Raw genomic sequence first — 16,374 nt, forward strand, 5'->3', positions numbered from 1 at the left:
ACCCCAGGAACACCGCCATGCACGTGACCCGTTTCAGCGAAGCGCCGCACTACGAGGCGCCCAATCATTTCGACATGCGCTGCCTGCGCCTGCAGGGCAAGGAGGCCGGGCCCTCGACGCAGATGTGGATGGGCATGAGCCAGATCCTGCCCGGCGGCCACACCGGGCTCGACGGCTCGCCGATGGAAAAGCTCTACCTCGTGCTCGAAGGCCAGCTCCATGTGGTCGGCGAACTCGATGGCACGCACCAGGAAGAAGTGCTCGGCCCCTACGACAGCTGCCGCTTCGCGCCCGGCGAGAAGCGCCAGCTCGAGAACCGCAGCAATCGGCCGGTGCTGGTGGCGCTGGTGATGCCGAACGCACCGCCGGCCACCTAGGCCCTCTTCAGTCATTCATCGCTCACCCAATTAAATCAACGGAGACAAGACGCATGAAGAAGACATTCCACACCTGGAGCCGCCGGCAGGCGCTCACGATGGCCGCGGCATTCGCGGCCTGCACGCTCGGCGGCACCGGCGCACACGCGCAAGGCGCATGGCCCGGCGCGCAGCCGATCAAGCTCGTGGTTCCGTTCACCGCAGGCAGCGGCACCGACATCGTCGCGCGGCTCGTGGCCGAGAAGCTCGGCCCCGCGCTGGGCACCAGCGTGGTGGTGGACAACAAGCCCGGCGCCGGCGGCACGCTGGGTGCAGCGATCACGGCCAAGGCGCCGGCCGACGGCTACACGCTGCTGGTGCATTCGGCCGGGCATCTGGTGAACCCGTGGATTTACAAGGGCCTGTCGTACGACACCCTCAAGGACTTCACCGGCATCACGCCGATGGCGAGCCTGCCCAATGTGCTGGTGGCCGCGCCTTCGCACTTCGCGAACGTGTCGGACCTGGTCGCAAAGGCCAAGGCCAGGCCGGGCGGCCTCAACTATGGCTCCGCGGGCAACGGCTCGGCCACGCACATGAACGCCGAGGTGTTCCGCCTGGCGGCCGGCCTCGATGCGCAGCACGTGCCCTTCCGCGGCACGCCCGAGGCCATGACCGAGGTGATGGCCGGGCGCGTCGACTGGTTCTTCGCGCCGATGGTGTCGGCCCTGCCGCTCATCAAGAGCGGCAAGCTGCAGGCGCTGGCCGTGGGCACCGCGAAGCGCTCGCCCGCGCTGCCCGATGCGCCCACCACGGTGGAAGCCGGCGTGCCGGGTTCCGAATACCTGTTCTGGGTCGGGCTGTTCGCACCTGCGAAGACGCCGCAGCCGGTGGTGGACCGCCTGCAGGCCGAGGTCGCGAAGATCATGGCCTCGCCCGAACTCAAGGAACGGCTCGACAAGCTCGGCGCCGAGCCCTTCACGATGCCGTCGGCGCAGTTCAACAAGTTCATTGCCGATGAAACGGCCAAGGCGCAGCAGGTGGTCAAGGCCGCCAGCATCAAGGTGGACTGACCATGCTGCGCACACTGCTCACGGCGGCCACAACCGCCGCATTGCTGCTGCCGCTCGCCGCACGGGCCCAGCCGGCCGACCTGGTCGTCACCAACGCGAAGATCGCCACGCTCGACGCGGCCTCCACCACCGCACAGGCGCTGGCCGTGCGCGACGGCCGCATCATTGCAGTCGGCAATGCCGCGCAGATGCGCGCGCTCTCGGGTCCGATCACGCGCACGGTGGATGCGGGCGGCCGCACCGTGATCCCGGGCCTGATCGACTCGCACATGCATGCGGTTCGCGCGGCACTGAGCTACTCGACCGAGGTCAACTGGATCGGCGCCGGCAGCATCAGCGAAGCCATGGAGCGCATCCGCGCCGCGGCCGCGCGTGCGCGGCCCGGCGGCTGGCTGATCGTGGCCGGGGGCTGGACCGAGCAGCAGTTCGCCGAGCGCCGCCGCCCCACCATGGCCGAGCTGCAGGAGGCCGCGCCCAACCATCCGGTGTACGTGCAGCTGTTCTATGAAGCGGTGGTGATGACGCCCAAGGCGCTCGAAGCGCTCGGCGTTCCGGCGGGCACGCTGCCGGCCGGCATGAAACCCGCGACGGACGGGGCACCTGGCTGGATGACGGGCGACATCGTCGGCATCTCGGCCCTGTTCGACAAGCTGCCCAAGCCGACCTACGAGGACAACCTGGCCGGCACGCGCGCCTTCTTCCGCGAGCTGAACCGCCTGGGCGTCACCGGCCTGGTGGATCCGGGCGGCTTCAGCATCGCGCCTTCGCAGTATGCGGCGCTGTTCGAGCTGTGGCGCGAGAAGGCGCTGACGCTGCGCGTGGCCTACAGCGTGTTCGCGCAGAAGCCCGGCGCCGAACTGCAGGAGTTCCGCGATCTCACGCAGATGCTGCCGATGGGCTTCGGCGACGAGATGCTCAAGTTCAACGGCCTCGGCGAACGCGTGACGCTCGCGATGTACAACAACAATTTTCCCGACGCGGCCGCGAAGGAGAAGTTCTACGAGCTCATCAAGTGGGCGGCGATGCGCAAGCTCGCGGTCACCATCCACTGGCAGGAGAACGGCTCGGTCGAGCACCTGCTCGGGCTCTACGAGAAGCTCAACGCCGAAGTGCCGATCAAGGACCTGCGCTGGTCGATCGCGCACCTGGACGACGCCTCGCCCGAAACGCTCGCGCGCATGAAGGCGCTCGGCATCGGCTGGACCCTGCAGGATGCGATGTACTTCCAGGGCGACCGCGCACTCGCCACGCGCGGCGACGCGGCGCGCCGCATGCCGCCCATCGGCAGCGCGCTGCGCACCGGCGTGAATGTGGGTGCCGGCACCGATGCGCACCGCGTGGCTTCGTACAACCCCTTCGTCGCGCTGCAATGGATGCTCGACGGCAGGACGGTGAGCGGCAAGCCCATGCGCGGCGCCGACGAGACGCCCACGCGCGAACAGGCGCTGCGGCTCTACACGGTGGGCAGCGCGTGGTTCAGCTTCGACGAGGGCAAACGCGGAACGCTCGAAGTGGGCAAGCTCGCGGACTTCGCGATCCTCGACCAGGACTTCTTCTCGGTGCCGCTGGAGCGCATCGGCAAGACGGTGTCGCTGATGACGGTGGTGGGCGGACGCGTGGTGTATGCCGCGCGGCCCTTCGATGGGGCAGGCACCTCGGTGGCCGCGGCACCCTAGGAGGGCTTTGCGAGCGCCCGCCGCACGCGTTCGCGCAGCACCGGCAGCACCTCGCTCTCGAACCACGGGTGGTGCTTGAACCAGCCGGTGTTGCGCGGCGACGGATGCGGCAGCGGAATGAAGCGCGGCGCATAGTCCGCAAAGGCCGCGACGGTTTCGGTGACGCCGGCCTTGCGCGCCGCGCCCAGGAAGTGGCGCTGCGCGTACTGGCCGATCAAGAGCGTGAGCGCGACCCGGCTCATCTGCGCGAGCAGGCGCGCATGCCAGAGTTCGGCGCACTCGCGGCGCGGCGGCAGGTCGCCGCTGCTGCCGCGGCCCGGGTAGCAGTAGCCCATCGGCATGATCGCGATGCGCGCGGCGTCGTAGAAAACCTCTCGGTCGATGCCGAGCCAGCGGCGCAATTGCTCGCCGCTCTTGTCATCCCATGGCAGGCCGGTGGCATGCACCGTCAGGCTCGGCGCCTGGCCGACGATTAAGAGGCGCGCGCTGGCGCTGGCCTGCACGACGGGCCTCGGGCCCAGCGGCAGCTGTGCGGCGCAGGCGGTGCAGCTGCGGATTTCCGCGAGCAACACGTCCATGGCGCCGGCACGCGCGCTATTCGGAGAACCGGCCGAAGAAGCCATTGAGATCGGCCCCCGAGGCCGCGCCTTCGAAGCCGTCGAAACGCCCCTTCTCGGCCAGCGCCCGCGCGGCGCGGTCGAAGCCGCCCCAGGCCGCGCGGGCGAGCGCGCCGCCCACGCTGACGCGCCGCACGCCGAGCGCGGCAATGTCCTGCATGTTGAGCTCGCTGGGCCAGCCGATCAGCAGGTTGACCGGCTTGGGTGCAACCGCGGCCACCACCGCGGCGATCTGCTCGCGCGTGCGGATGCCCGGTGCGTAGAGGCAGTCAGCGCCGGCTTCGGCGTAGGCCTTGAGGCGGGCGATGGCGTCGTCCAGGTCGGGGCGGCCGGCGAAGAAATTCTCGGCGCGGCCCACCAGCAGCGTGTCGCCGCCGGCCGCATCGATGGCGTGGCGCGCCGCGCGCAGCCGCTCGACCGCCACGCCGATCTCGAACAGCGGATTCGCCGCATCGCCGGTCGAGTCCTCGATCGACAGGCCCGCCACGCCGGTCTCGACGGCCAGGCGCACGCTTTCGGCCACGCCCTGCGCATCGGCCGCAAAGCCGTTCTCGAAGTCCGCATTCACCGGCAGGTCGGTGGCACTGACGATGTCGCGCAGGTGGGCCAGCATGGTGTCGCGCGATTGCCCTCCGTCGGCCAGGCCCTGCGACCACGCATGGCCCGAGCTGGTGGTGGCCAGCGCCTTGAAGCCCAGGCCCTGCAGGTAGCGCGCGCTGCCCTTGTCCCAGGGATTCGGAATGGCGAAGCATCCCTGCTGGTGGAGCGCGCGGAACTCGGCGCGTTTCTGGGCGACGGTGCGGGTCATGGAAGCCTCATCTTTCTTTCTTGCGTGCGAAGCATGGGTTTTTAACGCAACGGGGCGGACATTGCGCGGGCACAGCTTTCGGTGTTCTGATCGGGCCCCATGTCCTACGTCATCCTGCTCTTCATCCATCTTCTCGCCGCCGCCTTCTGGGTCGGCGGCATGGCCACCCTGCACTTCGCGGTGCGCCCCGCCGCGGTCGCCACGCTGGAACCGCCGCTGCGCCTGCGCACCATGGCGGCGGCGCTGCGGCGCTTCTTCGTGGGCGTGGACGCGGCCGTCACGCTGCTGTTCGCGACCGGCGTGGCGATGATCCTGTTCGCGGGCGGCTTCCGCGCGGTGCACTGGCGCATCGAGGCGATGATGGGCATCGCCCTCGTGATGGCCGGCATCTACGTCTACATCCGCGCCTCGGTGTTCAGGGCGATGCGCCGCGCAGTGGAAGAAAGCGCGTGGCCGGTGGCGGCCGCGCGGCTCAACACCGTGCGCCTGCTGGTGACGGTGAACCTCGCGCTCGGCGTGGCGGTGTTCGCCGTGGCGACCATCGGGCGCGCCGGCTAGAAGCTGCCGCCTGCCGGCCCTTTCAGCTCGACGCCGTTGCCGTCGGGGTCGGCGATGTAGATCGAAGGCCCGTTGCCCTCGGCGCCGAAGTTGTTCTGCACCTCGCCATGCACCGGCACGTCGTGCCGGGCCATCAGCGCGCGGATGGCGGCCTCGTCGAAGGGCTCGATGCGCAGGCAGAGGTGGTCGACGTTGCGGCCTTCCTTGCCCGCGAGCGCACCACCCTGCCGGCCGAGCGGGCCGTCGTGCGAGACGAGGTCGATGAGGCTCGAACCGGCCCGCAGGTGTACCAGCCCCAGGTCGTCGCGGCGCTTCTCGACCTGGCAGCCCAGCACGTCGCGGTAGAAGGCAATCGACCGCTCGATGTCCTTCACGCGCAGCACGACATGGTCGATGCGCAGGACCGAGAACGGCGGGCTGTGCGTCGGGTTGGCCATGGCGTGCGTCCTTTCTACATGGGGTTCAGACCACGCCGGCCGCGCGCAGCGCGTCGAAGCGCGCGGCATCGATGCCGAATTCGGCCAGCACCTCGCGCGTGTGCTGCCCGAGCGCCGGCGGCGCGTGGCGCAGCACGGGCGGCGTGGCCGTGAGGCGCAGCGGGCTCGCCACGCCGGTGATGCTGGCGATGCCGTCGCCCGCATCGCGCGGCAGCGTGACGGCCAGGCCGCGCGACTTGACCTGCGCATCGTCGAAGGCCTGCGCGATGTCGTTGATCGGGCCGCAGGGCACGGCCTTGTCTTCGAGCAGCGCGACCCAGTCGGCAGTGCTGCGGGTACGCGTGAGCTCTTCCATCATCGGAATCAGCACGCCGCGGTGCTTCACACGCAGCGTGTTGCTCGCAAAGCGCGCGTCGGTGGCCCATTCCGCATGGCCGGCCGCTTCGCAGAAGCGCGCGAACTGGCCGTTGTTGCCGATGGCCAGCAGCATCGAGCCGTCCTGCGTCGGAAAGTCCTGGTAGGGCGCGAGGCTCGGGTGTGTGTTGCCCTGGCGCTGCGGTGCCTTGCCGGTATTGAGAAAAGCGCTCGCCTGGTTGGCGAGGATGGCCATGCCCACGTCGAGCAGCGCCATGTCGATGTGCTGGCCTTCGCCCGTGCGGTCGCGCACCTGCAGCGCCGCGAGGATGGCGGTGCTCGCGTAGACGCCGGTGAACAGGTCGGTCAGCGCCACGCCCACGCGCAGCGGGCCGCCGCCGGGCTCGCCGTCGGGCCGGCCGGTGATGCTCATCATGCCGGTCATGGCCTGGATCATCAGGTCGTAGCCCGCGCGCTCGGCGTAGGGGCCGTCGTGGCCGAAGCCGGTCACGCTGCAGTAGATGAGGCGCGGGTTGGCCGCGCGCAGGCTCTGGTGGTCGAGGCCGTACTGCCTGAGCCCACCGGTCTTGAAGTTCTCCACCACGATGTCGGCCTGCGCCGCCATCTGCTTCAGGAGCGCCTGCCCCTCGGGCGTGGCCATGTCGACCGTGACCGAGCGCTTGTTGCGGTTGCAGGCCGTGAAGTAGCTGGCCTGGTCGGTGTCGTTGCCGTCCGCGTCCTTGATGAAGGGCGGGCCCCAGGTGCGCGTGTCGTCGCCGACGCCGGGGCGTTCGATCTTGATGACGTCGGCGCCCAGGTCCGCGAGGATCTGCGTGCACCACGGGCCCGCGAGCACGCGGGACAGATCGAGGACCTTGATGCCGTCGAGTGCTGCGGGCTTGGCGGTCATGCGTTCCTTCAGTTGGCGAAGGCGGCGATGCCGGTGATGGCGCGGCCCAAAATGAGCGCGTGGATGTCGTGCGTGCCTTCGTAGGTGTTGACCACCTCGAGGTTCACGAGGTGGCGCGCCACGCCGAACTCGTCGCTGATGCCGTTGCCACCCATCATGTCGCGCGCCAGGCGGGCGATGTCGAGGGCCTTGCCGCAGTTGTTGCGCTTCATGATCGAGGTGATCTCGACCGAGGCCGTGCCTTCGTCCTTCATGCGGCCCAGGCGCAGGCTGCCCTGCAGGCCCAGCGTGATCTCGGTCTGCATGTCGGCCAGCTTCTTCTGGATCAGCTGGTTGGCGGCGAGCGGGCGGCCGAACTGCTTGCGGTCCAGCGTGTACTGGCGGGCGCGGTGCCAGCAGTCTTCGGCGGCGCCGAGCGCGCCCCAGGAGATGCCGTAGCGCGCGCTGTTGAGGCAGGTGAAGGGGCCTTTCAGGCCCTGCACTTCGGGGAAGGCGTTTTCCTCGGGGCAGAACACGTTGTCCATCACGATCTCGCCGGTGATGCTGGCGCGCAGGCCGACCTTGCCGTGGATCGCGGGGGCCGAGAGGCCCTTCATGCCCTTCTCGAGCACGAAGCCGCGGATCGGGCCGACCGTGCCGCTTTCGCTGACTTCCTTGGCCCAGACCACGAACACATCGGCGATCGGCGAGTTGCTGATCCACATCTTGGCGCCGGAAAGCGAATAGCCGCCCGGCACTTTCTTGGCGCGCGTCACCATGCTGCCGGGGTCGGAGCCGTGGTCGGGTTCGGTCAGGCCGAAGCAGCCGATCCATTCGCCGGTGGCGAGCTTGGGCAGGAATTTCTGCTTCTGCGCCTCGGTGCCGAATTCGAAGATCGGCACCATCACCAGCGAGCTCTGCACGCTGGCCATCGAGCGGTAGCCCGAATCGACGCGCTCGACTTCGCGCGCGATCAGTCCGTAAGCCACGTAGTTGAGGCCGGGGCCGCCGTACTGCTCGGGAATCGTCGGGCCCAGCAGGCCGAGCGCGCCCATTTCGCGAAAGATGGCGGGGTCGGTCTCGCCGCTGCGGAAGCCCTCGATGACGCGGGGCGCGAGGCGCTCCTGGCAGTAGGCATTGGCCGCGTCGCGGATCATGCGTTCTTCGTCGGTCAGCTGCTGGTCGAGAAGAAGGGGGTCGTCCCAGTGGAATTGCGCTTTGGCGGCCATGTGCTTGTCTCCGGAAGAGAAAAAAAGAGGGGGAATGGACCGATCCTAGCCATGCGGGGGGTTGGGCGCAAACGATGAATCCTCACCCAGATATGCGTCTTTCGCACATCTGGCACCCATGCGGCAAGACGTTTCCATTGGCGACGGCGTCCGTCCAGTCATACACTACTGGCATACATGCGCCGCAAGATCCCGCCCCTGCAGACCCTGGTGTGCTTCGACGCGGCCGCGCGCCACGAGAGCTACACGCGCGCCGCGCAGGAACTCGCGCTCACGCAGAGCGCGGTGTCGCGCCAGATCGGCACGCTCGAAGCCTTCCTGGGCGTGGCGCTGTTCCGCCGCACCCGCCACGGCGTGGCGCTCACCGCCAGCGGCGCGGCCTATGCGCGCCAGATCACCAAGCGGCTCGAGGCCATGGAGCGCGACACGCTCGACGCCATGGCGCACCAGGGCGAAGGCGGCTCGCTCTCATTGGCGGCCGTGCCCACCTTTGCCACGCGCTGGCTGATGCCGCGGCTCAAGGGCTTCGCGGCGCTGCAGCCCGACGTGGTGGTGCACATCGAGACGCGCACCCGGCCCTTTCTCTTTGCCGACGCGGAGTTCGACGCCGCGCTGTACGCCGGCACGCCCGCGCAGGTCGAGAACTGGGCCGGCACGCGCGCCCTGATGCTGATGCACGAGGACGTGGTGCCGGTATGCAGCCCCTCGCTGTTGCCGCGCGGCAAGGCTGTGGCGCCCGCGGCCATCGCGCAGATGCCGCTGCTGCAGCAAAGCACGCGGCCCGACGGCTGGCGCCAGTGGTTCGACGCGCAGCAGATCGACGCGCCCAATGCGCGCGGCGGGCCGCGCTACGAGCTGTTCTCCATCCTGGCCGCGGCCGCCTCGCACGGCCTGGGCGTGGCGCTGATGCCCACGATGCTGGTGGCCGACGAACTCGCGCGCGGCGAACTGGTGGTGGCCTGCGCACGGCCGCTGTCGGGCGAGCGCAACTACTACCTCGTGACGCCCGAGCGCGCCGACCAGCGGCCGCTCTTGAAGTTCTTCAGCGACTGGCTGCTGGCCGAGGCGCAGCGCAGCGCCGCCTGAGACAGTGCCGATATGATGGTCCGCACCATCGCGCACCACCTTGCGCCCCTCACACCATGCTGAACAACATCGCCCCCTTTCTCGTGCACTGGGCCATCACCGCGCTGTCGCTGTGGGTGGCCAGCCTGATCTTTCGCGGCATCAAGTTCGAGAGCACGTCCGCGCTCGTGATCTCGGCCCTGCTGCTGGGCCTGGCCAATGCCGTCGTCAAGCCGCTCCTGATCGTGCTCACGCTGCCGCTGACGCTGTTGACCCTCGGCCTCTTCCTGCTGGTGATCAATGCGCTGATGATCATGCTGGTGGCCGCGCTGGTGCGCGGGTTCAGGCTCTCGGGCTTCTGGACCGCGTTCTTCGCGAGCATCTTCATCTCGCTGCTGAGCATTGCGATCGATTCGCTGGTGAACAGCGGCGACCCCGCCACCACCATCCAGATGCCGACGGGCAGCGGCAAGTGGCTGTAGCTGCCGCAAGGGCCGGGGCATCCGCGTAATCACTGCCCCCGGGCGCTTGATTGACGAGGATGATGTCGACAATATTCAGTACTTTTGTCGACAAAGATAGCCGGACGCACCGGCGCTGAGCGGCTGCGGCCGGGCCGGCGACGGGGGTGGCGTGCAACTTGCAAGGATTTGGACATGACGGACAGCAGCTCCCCCCGCTCCTCCTCTTCCTCCAAGGCCGCCGGCAAGGTCATGCGCATCGACCGCGACGGCGACGGCACCGTGCAATCGCTCACGCGGGCCATGCAGCTGCTCGAACTGCTGGCCGACGACGACGAGGGCTACCGCCTGGTCGACATCGCGGCGCGCAGCGGCCTGTCGTCGTCCACTGCGCACCGCCTGCTCACAACGCTGGAGCAGCGCCAGTTCGTCCAGTTCGACCGCGAAACCAGCCTCTGGTATGTGGGCGTGCGCTGCTTCTCGGTGGGCGCGGCCTTCGGGCGCCGGCGCCGCATCGCGCACCTGGCGCTGCCGGTGATGCGGCGGCTGCGCGACAGCTCGGGCGAAAGCATCAACCTGGGCATTGCCGACCTGGGCGACATCGTGTTCGTCACGCAGGTGGAAAGCCGCGAGCTGATGCGCGCCATCGGCAAGCCGGGCTTTCGCGCACCGTTGCACGGCACCGCCATGGGGCAGGCCATCCTGGCCGCCATGGCCGAGGACGACGTGCTGCAGTACCTGCGCACCTACGGCCTGCCCAAGCTCACGCCCAACACCATTGCGCGTGCGTCGCGGCTGCATGAAACCCTGGGCGAGGTGCGCCGCGCGGGCTATGCGGTGGACGACGAGCAGAACGCCGTGGGCCTGCGCTGCATTGCCGCCGCCATCCGCGACGAGCATGGCCAGCCTTTCGGCGCGATCTCGCTGGTGGGGCCGACGCAGCGCATCAAGGCGGCCGACTTCGCGCAGCTCGGTGCCACGGTGCGCAGCGCCGCCGACGAGATCACCGCGGCCTACGGCGGGCGCCTGAAGTAGCCGCCAGCCCGCGTCTTCCACCGGCGTGCGGCGCCAAGTGCTTGATCCGCAAAGATTTTTTCTGCGGTTCCCGGTGCGCGGAAAACTCCGCGCGCGTGCCTTGCGGCGCGGTTCAATGGCCTTCTCCATTGCCGCCTTGCCAATCCGCCCACCTTTGCCCTCCCAGGAGAAATCATGCCGATGCGCCCTCTTGCCAAGCCCTTTTCAAAACTGTTCGCCGCAACCTTCGTGCTCGCGCTGGCCACGCTGCTCGCCCTTCCCGCCGCCCAGGCGCAGGACCGGATCAAGCTGAAGGCCATCGGCCAGCCGCTGGCCACCGGGCTGATCCAGAAGAACAAGGAACAGCCCTTCTTCGAGAACTTTGCCGCCCGCACCGGCCTGCCGATCGATGTGGACTACAAGCCCATCGACACGCTCGGCATCAAGGACACCGAGCAGCTGCGCGTGATGAAGGCGGGCCTGTTCGACATCGTCTCGCTGCGCGTGTCGCAGAACTCGCGCGACGAGCCGACGATCCTGGGCCTCGACCTGGTCGGCGCCGCGCCTGACTACGCCACCGGCCGCAAGGTGGCCAAGGCCTACTTCGACACGGTCGATGCGCGGCTGCAGCAGCAGTTCAACGTGAAGCTGCTCGGCGTGTGGCCCTTCGGCCCGCAGATCCTGTTCTGCAAGAAGCCGATTGCCTCGCTGGCCGACATCAAGGGCATGAAGGTGCGCGTGTACGACCAGAACCTGGCCAAGTTCATCGAAATGGTGGGTGGCACGCCGGTGCCGGTGTCGTTCGCCGACACGCACCAGTCGCTGTCGCTCGGCGTGGTCGACTGCGCCATCACCGGGCCGAGCTCGGCCAACTCGGCCGGCTGGCCCGAAGTCACGACCCACCAGCTGGCCATCGGCTTCCAGATGGCGCTCAACGGCTACGGCATGACGATGAAGTCGTGGAACGCGCTCAAGCCCGAGCAGCAGGCCAAGCTCAAGGCGGCCTTCGACGGCCTGACCGAAGAGGTGTGGAAGTACTCCGAAGAGCTGTTCCGCGATGCGCTCAACTGCAATGCCGGCAAGGACCCGTGCACCACCGGCAAGAAGTTCAAGCTGGTCGACGTGCCGGTCACGCCGGCCGACCTCGAGCTGGTGCGCGGCGCGGTCGGCAAGGTGTCGCTGCCGGTGTGGGCCGAGGTCTGCGACAAGTCGAACCCGGGCTGTTCCAAGGGCTGGCAGGCAACGGTGGCGCCGGTGCTGGGGCTCAAGTGAGCAGCGCGGCCATGAGCGAGCGGCCGCAGTCCACCGCCGCCTCGCCTGCAGGAGCGCAGGGAGCGCCGGCCGCGCCGCGGCGCGCCGACTTCAAGACGCGCGTGGAGACGGTGCTGGCCACCCTCTTCGGCGCGATCTTCCTCGGCCTGTCGGTGATCGTGACCATCGAAACCGCCGCGCGCAAGATGTTCAACATCTCGCTGCAGGGCGCGGACGAGCTCGGCGGCTATGCGCTTGCGGTGGGCTCGACCATTGCCTTCAGCCTCGCGCTGATAGGCCGCAACCACATCCGCGTCGACGTGTTCCACGAGAAGTTTCCGGTCCGCGTGCAGGCGCTGCTGAACTGGATCTCGGCAGTGTCGCTGGCCGCGCTCGCGGTCTTCATCGGCTGGGTGGCGTTCAAGGTGATCGGCGACACCATGGTCTACCGCAGCACCGCGCAGACGCCGTGGGCCACGCCGCTGATCATTCCGCAGGGCGTCTGGTATGCGGGGCTGGTGATCTTCGCGCTGGTGGCCTGCGGGCTCGCGCTGCGCGCCACCCGGCTGCTGCTTCGCGGCGACATCGCGGCGCTGAATACCGACTTCCATCCCAAGAGCGCCAAGGAAGAACTCAAGGAAGAGCTCGACGACCTCGCGGTGCGCCAGGCGCCGCAGCCGGGCGAAGGAGGCAAGCCATGAACCTGCTCGTCATAGGACTCGCGTTCTTCGCGATGCTCGGCATGATGCTGGTCGGCATGCCGATTGCCGTGTCGATGGCGCTGGTGGGCATCGTCGGCGGCATCGCGGCCTACGGCACGCCCTTCATGGACTCGATCGCGCCCGTGGTCTGGGGCGTGCAGAACGAGAACCTGCTGACCTCGGTGCCGCTGTTCGTGCTGCTCGGCGAACTGCTGCTGCGCTCGGGCATCGCCGACCGCATGTACATCGCGCTGTCGGCCTGGCTCGGCCGCCTGCCCGGCGGGCTGCTGCACACCAACATCGGCAGCTGCGCGCTGTTCGCGGCCACCTCGGGCTCGTCGGTGGCCACCGCCGCCACGGTGGGCACGGTGGCGCTGCCTTCGCTGCACCGGCGCGGCTACTCGATGCGCGCCTCGCTCGGCAGCCTGGCCGCCGGCGGCACGCTGGGCATCCTGATTCCGCCCAGCGTGAACATGATCGTGTACGGCTCCCTCACCAACAACTCGATCGGCAAGCTGTTCATCGCCGGCATCATCCCGGGCCTGCTCTTGACCGGCTTCTTCATGCTCTGGATCGCGGTCTCCAGCCTGGCAAGCGGCAATGCGATGCGTGAGCCCAAGGTGCCGCTCGATGAACGCATCCGCGCGCTGGTGCACCTGGTGCCGCCGGCGGTGGTGTTCGGCATCGTGATGGGCAGCCTCTACTTCGGCATTGCGACCGCGGCCGAAAGCGCCGCGCTGGGCGTGATCGCGGCGCTGGGCTTCGTGCTGCACTCGGGCAAGCTGAGCTGGGAGCTGATGCGCAACTGCTTCGTCTCGACCGCGCGCGTGAGCGGCATGATCCTGCTGATCGTGGTGGCGGCCTTCGTGCTGAACCTGACGGTGAGCCTCACCGGCGTGGCCGAGGCCATGACCAAGTGGGTCTCGGGCCTGGGCCTGTCGGCCACGGGGCTGATCCTCGCGCTGATGCTGTTCTACCTGGTGCTCGGCATGTTCATGGACGTGCTGTCGATGCAGGTGGCCACCATTCCCATTACCTATCCGATCGCCACTGCACTGGGGGTCGATCCGATCTGGTTCGGCATCTTCATCGTGCTGATGTGCGAGCTCGGGCTCATCACGCCGCCGGTGGGCATGAACCTGTTCGTGGTGCACGGCATCCGGCCTGACAAGGGCGGCATCGAGGACGCGATCTACGGCGCGCTGCCCTATGCGCTGATCATGATCCTGTTCACCCTGCTGCTGCTGGCCGTGCCGCAGCTGGTGACCTGGCTGCCGGGCCACATGTGAGCCGCTTCGTCTGCGGTCCCTCAACCTTCCACAAGCAGAAGCCATGAAGAAACTCAAGCTCGCCCTCGTTGCCGCGGCCGCCCTCGCCCAGGCGCTGCCCGCGCTGGCCGAGAACGCGCGGCTGCGCGTGGCGGGCAGCCTGGTGTCCGGAGGCCTGATCCAGCAGAACAGGGAGCAGCCCTTCTTCGAGAACTTCGCGAAGAACACCGGGCTGCCGATCGATGCCGAGTACAAGCCGCTCGACGTGCTCGGCATGAAGGACGCCGACGGCCTGCGCGTGGTGAAGTCGGGGCTGTTCGACATCGTGGCGCTGCGCCTCGCGCAGGTCTCGCGCGACGACCCGTTCCTGCTCGGCCCCGACATCGTCGGCCTGTCGACCGACTACGACACCGCGCGCAAGGTGGTCGATGCCTACCGCGCGCCGCTCGACACACGGCTGCAGGAACGCCACGGCGCCAAGCTGCTGGGCACCTATCCGTTCGGCCCGCAGATCATGTTCTGCAAGACCCCGATTGCAGGCCTTGCCGATCTCAAGGGCAAGAAGGTGCGCGTGAGCGACCAGTCGCTCGCACGCTTCATCGAGCGGCTCGACGGCATTCCGGTGGCCCTTGCATTCACCGAGACGCAGCAGGCGCTGGAACGCGGCGTGGTCGACTGCGCGATCACCGGGCCGAGCTCCGCCAACTCGGCCGGCTGGCCCGACGTGACCACGCACGTCATGCCGATCGGCTTCCAGACCCACTTCGTCGCCTATGCCATCAACCTGAAGAAGTGGAACGCGCTGCCGCCCGGGCAGCAAGCCAGGATGACGGCCGCCTTCCAGCAGCTGGAGGCCGACACCTGGGCCTATTCGCGCGAGCTGTGGGACGACGCCTCGCGCTGCAACGTGGGGCGCGAGCCGTGCAAGCTCGGCAAGCGCTACACCATGAAGGAAGTGCCGGTGAAGCCGGCCGACCAGAAGCTGGTGCACGACGCGGTCGGCGCGGTCTCTCTGCCGCTGTGGGCCGAGGTTTGCGACAAGTCCTACGACAAGTGCTCGGCCACCTGGAAGCAGGTCGTCGCGCCGGTGGTGGGCCTGCGGTAAGCCACGATGAAAGCACTCTGGCAACTCACGGCAGCCCAGCTCGCCGACGGCTTTGGCGCCGGCGCCTTCACGCCGGAACAGGCGCTCGCGGCCTGCCTGGCGCGCACGGCCGAGGTGAACCCGCGGCTCAACGCGCTGGTCGTGCTCGATGCCGAAGGCGCGGCCGAGGCCGCCGCGCAAAGCACCGCGCGCTGGCGCTCGGGCAACGCGCTCGGCGCGCTCGATGGCGTGCCGGCCACCATCAAGGACAACCTGCAGGTGCGCGGCCTGCCCACGCACTGGGGCAGCCGCGCGCTGGCCGGCTTGGTCGCCGAGCGCGACGAACTGCCGGTGGCGCGGCTGCGCGAAGCCGGCGCGGTGATCTTCGGCAAGACCAACGTGCCCGAGTTCACGATGCAGGGCTACACCGGCAACCCGGTCTTCGGGCCCACCGGCAATCCGTGGAACCCGGCGCTCACGCCCGGCGGCTCCTCGGGCGGCGCGGTGGCGCTGGTGGCGGCGGGCGGCTGCCCGATCGCGCTGGGCACCGACGGCGGCGGCTCCATCCGCCGGCCCGCCTCGCACACCAACCTCGTCGGGCTCAAGCCCTCGCGCGGCCGCGTGCGGCGCGGCGGCGGGCTGCCGCCGATCTTCCTGGACTTCGAGGTGGTGGGGCCGATGGCGCGCTGCGTGGACGACGTGGCCACGGTCATGCGGGCGATCGCGCCGCGCGCCGCGGCCGATGCACCGCATGAAGCCAAGCCCGCGCGCATCCTCTACCTGCCCCGCTTCGCGGACCACCCGGTGGACCCGCACATCGCGCGGCTGGTGGATGCCGCCGCCGAGAACCTGGCCGCGCTCGGCCATCATGTCACGACGCTGCCGCGCTTCGAGCTGGCCGAGGCGGTGAACCAGCGCTGGCCGCTGCTCGCGCAGGTGGGGCTGGCCTGGCTGGTGGACCATCCGCAAGAACTCTGGCCGCGGCCCTTCGATCCCGCGCTGTTCGGCCCCGCAATGCAGGCCAACACCGGGACCGGCCGCGCCGCCTCCGCGCGCGAGCTGTTCGAACTGCTGTTCGAGGCCGAGCGCCTGCGCGGCGAACTCGCAGGCCTGTTCGAACAGCACGACTTCCTGCTGACCCCCGCGACCGCGGCGCTGCCCTGGCCCGCGGCCGACACGCATCCGCCGCGCATCGACGGCCACGAGGTCGGTCCGCGCGGCCATGCGGTGTTCGCGGGCTTCGTCAATGCCGTGGGCCTGCCCGCGATCGCGCTGCCCTGCGGCTTTGCCGAGGGCCTGCCGGTGGGGCTGCAGCTGGTCGCGCGCGAAGGCGGCGACGACGCGCTGCTGGCGCTGGCCCGCCAATTCGAACGCGCCCATCCGTGGCAGCGCTTTCCCGCCCTGTGAGCGCGGCGGCCGGCGGCCTTGCGCCGGCCAGCGCCGCGCACGCGCTGTGCCTCGCGCGGCGCGAGGGGCGGCGCGTGCCCTCGGCGCTGCTGCAGACGGCCAGCCGCAGCGAGGCCTATGCCATCC

17 protein-coding genes are annotated in these 16,374 nt (G+C 69.2%); 12 read left to right on the forward strand and 5 right to left on the reverse strand.

What is annotated here, in order from left to right:
• The first annotated feature begins 17 nt into the window (after positions 1-17).
• From IB278_RS27245 to IB278_RS27255, 3 genes are read left to right on the forward strand one after another with little or no spacing between them, the layout of a single operon-like run.
• A complete protein-coding gene (locus tag IB278_RS27245) occupies positions 18-377 on the forward strand; it encodes a cupin domain-containing protein (protein ID WP_192326752.1) in 360 nt (119 codons plus the stop codon).
• Between the two features lie 53 nt (positions 378-430).
• Positions 431-1,429, forward strand: a complete 999-nt coding sequence (locus tag IB278_RS27250) for a tripartite tricarboxylate transporter substrate binding protein (RefSeq protein ID WP_145738728.1) — start codon at positions 431-433, stop codon at positions 1,427-1,429.
• 2 nt (positions 1,430-1,431) lie between these two features.
• Positions 1,432-3,105 carry an amidohydrolase gene (locus IB278_RS27255; protein WP_145738730.1) on the forward strand — a complete coding sequence of 558 codons (1,674 nt, stop codon included), beginning with the start codon at positions 1,432-1,434 and terminating at the stop codon, positions 3,103-3,105.
• On the opposite strand, the gene IB278_RS27260 is transcribed toward IB278_RS27255, so the two are convergent.
• Positions 3,102-3,683: a uracil-DNA glycosylase family protein gene (locus IB278_RS27260; protein ID WP_192326754.1), complete on the reverse strand. Its 582-nt coding sequence runs from the start codon at positions 3,681-3,683 to the stop codon at positions 3,102-3,104. The two genes, IB278_RS27255 and IB278_RS27260, sit on opposite strands and share 4 nt — an antisense overlap.
• 16 nt (positions 3,684-3,699) lie before the next feature.
• Complete coding sequence (locus IB278_RS27265) at positions 3,700-4,530, reverse strand: isocitrate lyase/PEP mutase family protein (protein WP_145738733.1); 831 nt, start codon at positions 4,528-4,530, stop codon at positions 3,700-3,702.
• 99 nt (positions 4,531-4,629) lie between these two features.
• Here IB278_RS27265 and IB278_RS27270 point away from each other — a divergent pair, with 99 nt between their 5' ends.
• Positions 4,630-5,088 carry a hypothetical protein gene (locus IB278_RS27270; protein ID WP_145738735.1) on the forward strand — a complete coding sequence of 153 codons (459 nt, stop codon included), beginning with the start codon at positions 4,630-4,632 and terminating at the stop codon, positions 5,086-5,088.
• On the opposite strand, the gene IB278_RS27275 is transcribed toward IB278_RS27270, so the two are convergent.
• Genes IB278_RS27275 through IB278_RS27285 form a run of 3 tightly spaced genes read right to left on the reverse strand, consistent with a single transcriptional unit; the run spans position 5,085 to position 7,997 of the window.
• Positions 5,085-5,525, reverse strand: a complete 441-nt coding sequence (locus tag IB278_RS27275; protein WP_145738737.1) for a VOC family protein — start codon at positions 5,523-5,525, stop codon at positions 5,085-5,087. The two genes, IB278_RS27270 and IB278_RS27275, sit on opposite strands and share 4 nt — an antisense overlap.
• Positions 5,526-5,550: 25 nt before the next feature.
• Entirely contained in the window at positions 5,551-6,789 is a 1,239-nt protein-coding gene (locus IB278_RS27280; RefSeq protein WP_192326756.1) for a CaiB/BaiF CoA transferase family protein, read from the reverse strand.
• Between the two features lie 8 nt (positions 6,790-6,797).
• The gene (locus IB278_RS27285; RefSeq protein ID WP_145738740.1) at positions 6,798-7,997 is read right to left on the reverse strand and encodes an acyl-CoA dehydrogenase; all 1,200 of its coding nucleotides are present in this window, start codon (positions 7,995-7,997) and stop codon (positions 6,798-6,800) included.
• 177 nt (positions 7,998-8,174) lie between these two features.
• On the opposite strand from IB278_RS27285, the gene IB278_RS27290 reads away from it, so the two are divergent.
• From IB278_RS27290 to IB278_RS27325, 8 genes are all read left to right on the forward strand, one after another.
• Positions 8,175-9,083: a LysR substrate-binding domain-containing protein gene (locus tag IB278_RS27290; RefSeq protein WP_145738742.1), complete on the forward strand. Its 909-nt coding sequence runs from the start codon at positions 8,175-8,177 to the stop codon at positions 9,081-9,083.
• Positions 9,084-9,139: 56 nt separating this feature from the next.
• The gene (locus IB278_RS27295; protein ID WP_145738744.1) at positions 9,140-9,544 is read left to right on the forward strand and encodes a phage holin family protein; all 405 of its coding nucleotides are present in this window, start codon (positions 9,140-9,142) and stop codon (positions 9,542-9,544) included.
• A gap of 174 nt (positions 9,545-9,718) precedes the next feature.
• The gene (locus tag IB278_RS27300) at positions 9,719-10,558 is read left to right on the forward strand and encodes an IclR family transcriptional regulator (RefSeq protein ID WP_145738746.1); all 840 of its coding nucleotides are present in this window, start codon (positions 9,719-9,721) and stop codon (positions 10,556-10,558) included.
• Positions 10,559-10,732: 174 nt separating this feature from the next.
• Complete coding sequence (locus IB278_RS27305; protein ID WP_145738748.1) at positions 10,733-11,809, forward strand: TRAP transporter substrate-binding protein; 1,077 nt, start codon at positions 10,733-10,735, stop codon at positions 11,807-11,809.
• Between the two features lie 11 nt (positions 11,810-11,820).
• Complete coding sequence (locus IB278_RS27310) at positions 11,821-12,489, forward strand: TRAP transporter small permease subunit (RefSeq protein ID WP_192326758.1); 669 nt, start codon at positions 11,821-11,823, stop codon at positions 12,487-12,489.
• Positions 12,486-13,778, forward strand: coding sequence for a TRAP transporter large permease (locus IB278_RS27315; protein ID WP_145738751.1), 1,293 nt, complete (start codon positions 12,486-12,488; stop codon positions 13,776-13,778). Before IB278_RS27310 ends, IB278_RS27315 begins: the two co-directional genes overlap by 4 nt.
• Positions 13,779-13,821: 43 nt before the next feature.
• On the forward strand, positions 13,822-14,862 hold the full coding sequence (locus tag IB278_RS27320; protein WP_145738753.1) for a TRAP transporter substrate-binding protein: 1,041 nt from the start codon (positions 13,822-13,824) through the stop codon (positions 14,860-14,862).
• A 6-nt stretch (positions 14,863-14,868) separates the two neighbouring features.
• A complete protein-coding gene (locus tag IB278_RS27325; RefSeq protein ID WP_145738755.1) occupies positions 14,869-16,248 on the forward strand; it encodes an amidase in 1,380 nt (459 codons plus the stop codon).
• Positions 16,249-16,374 lie beyond the last annotated feature (126 nt).

Origin of the sequence: Variovorax sp. VRV01, assembly GCF_014852545.1 — a bacterium.
Taxonomy (GTDB): domain Bacteria; phylum Pseudomonadota; class Gammaproteobacteria; order Burkholderiales; family Burkholderiaceae_C; genus Variovorax; species Variovorax beijingensis_A.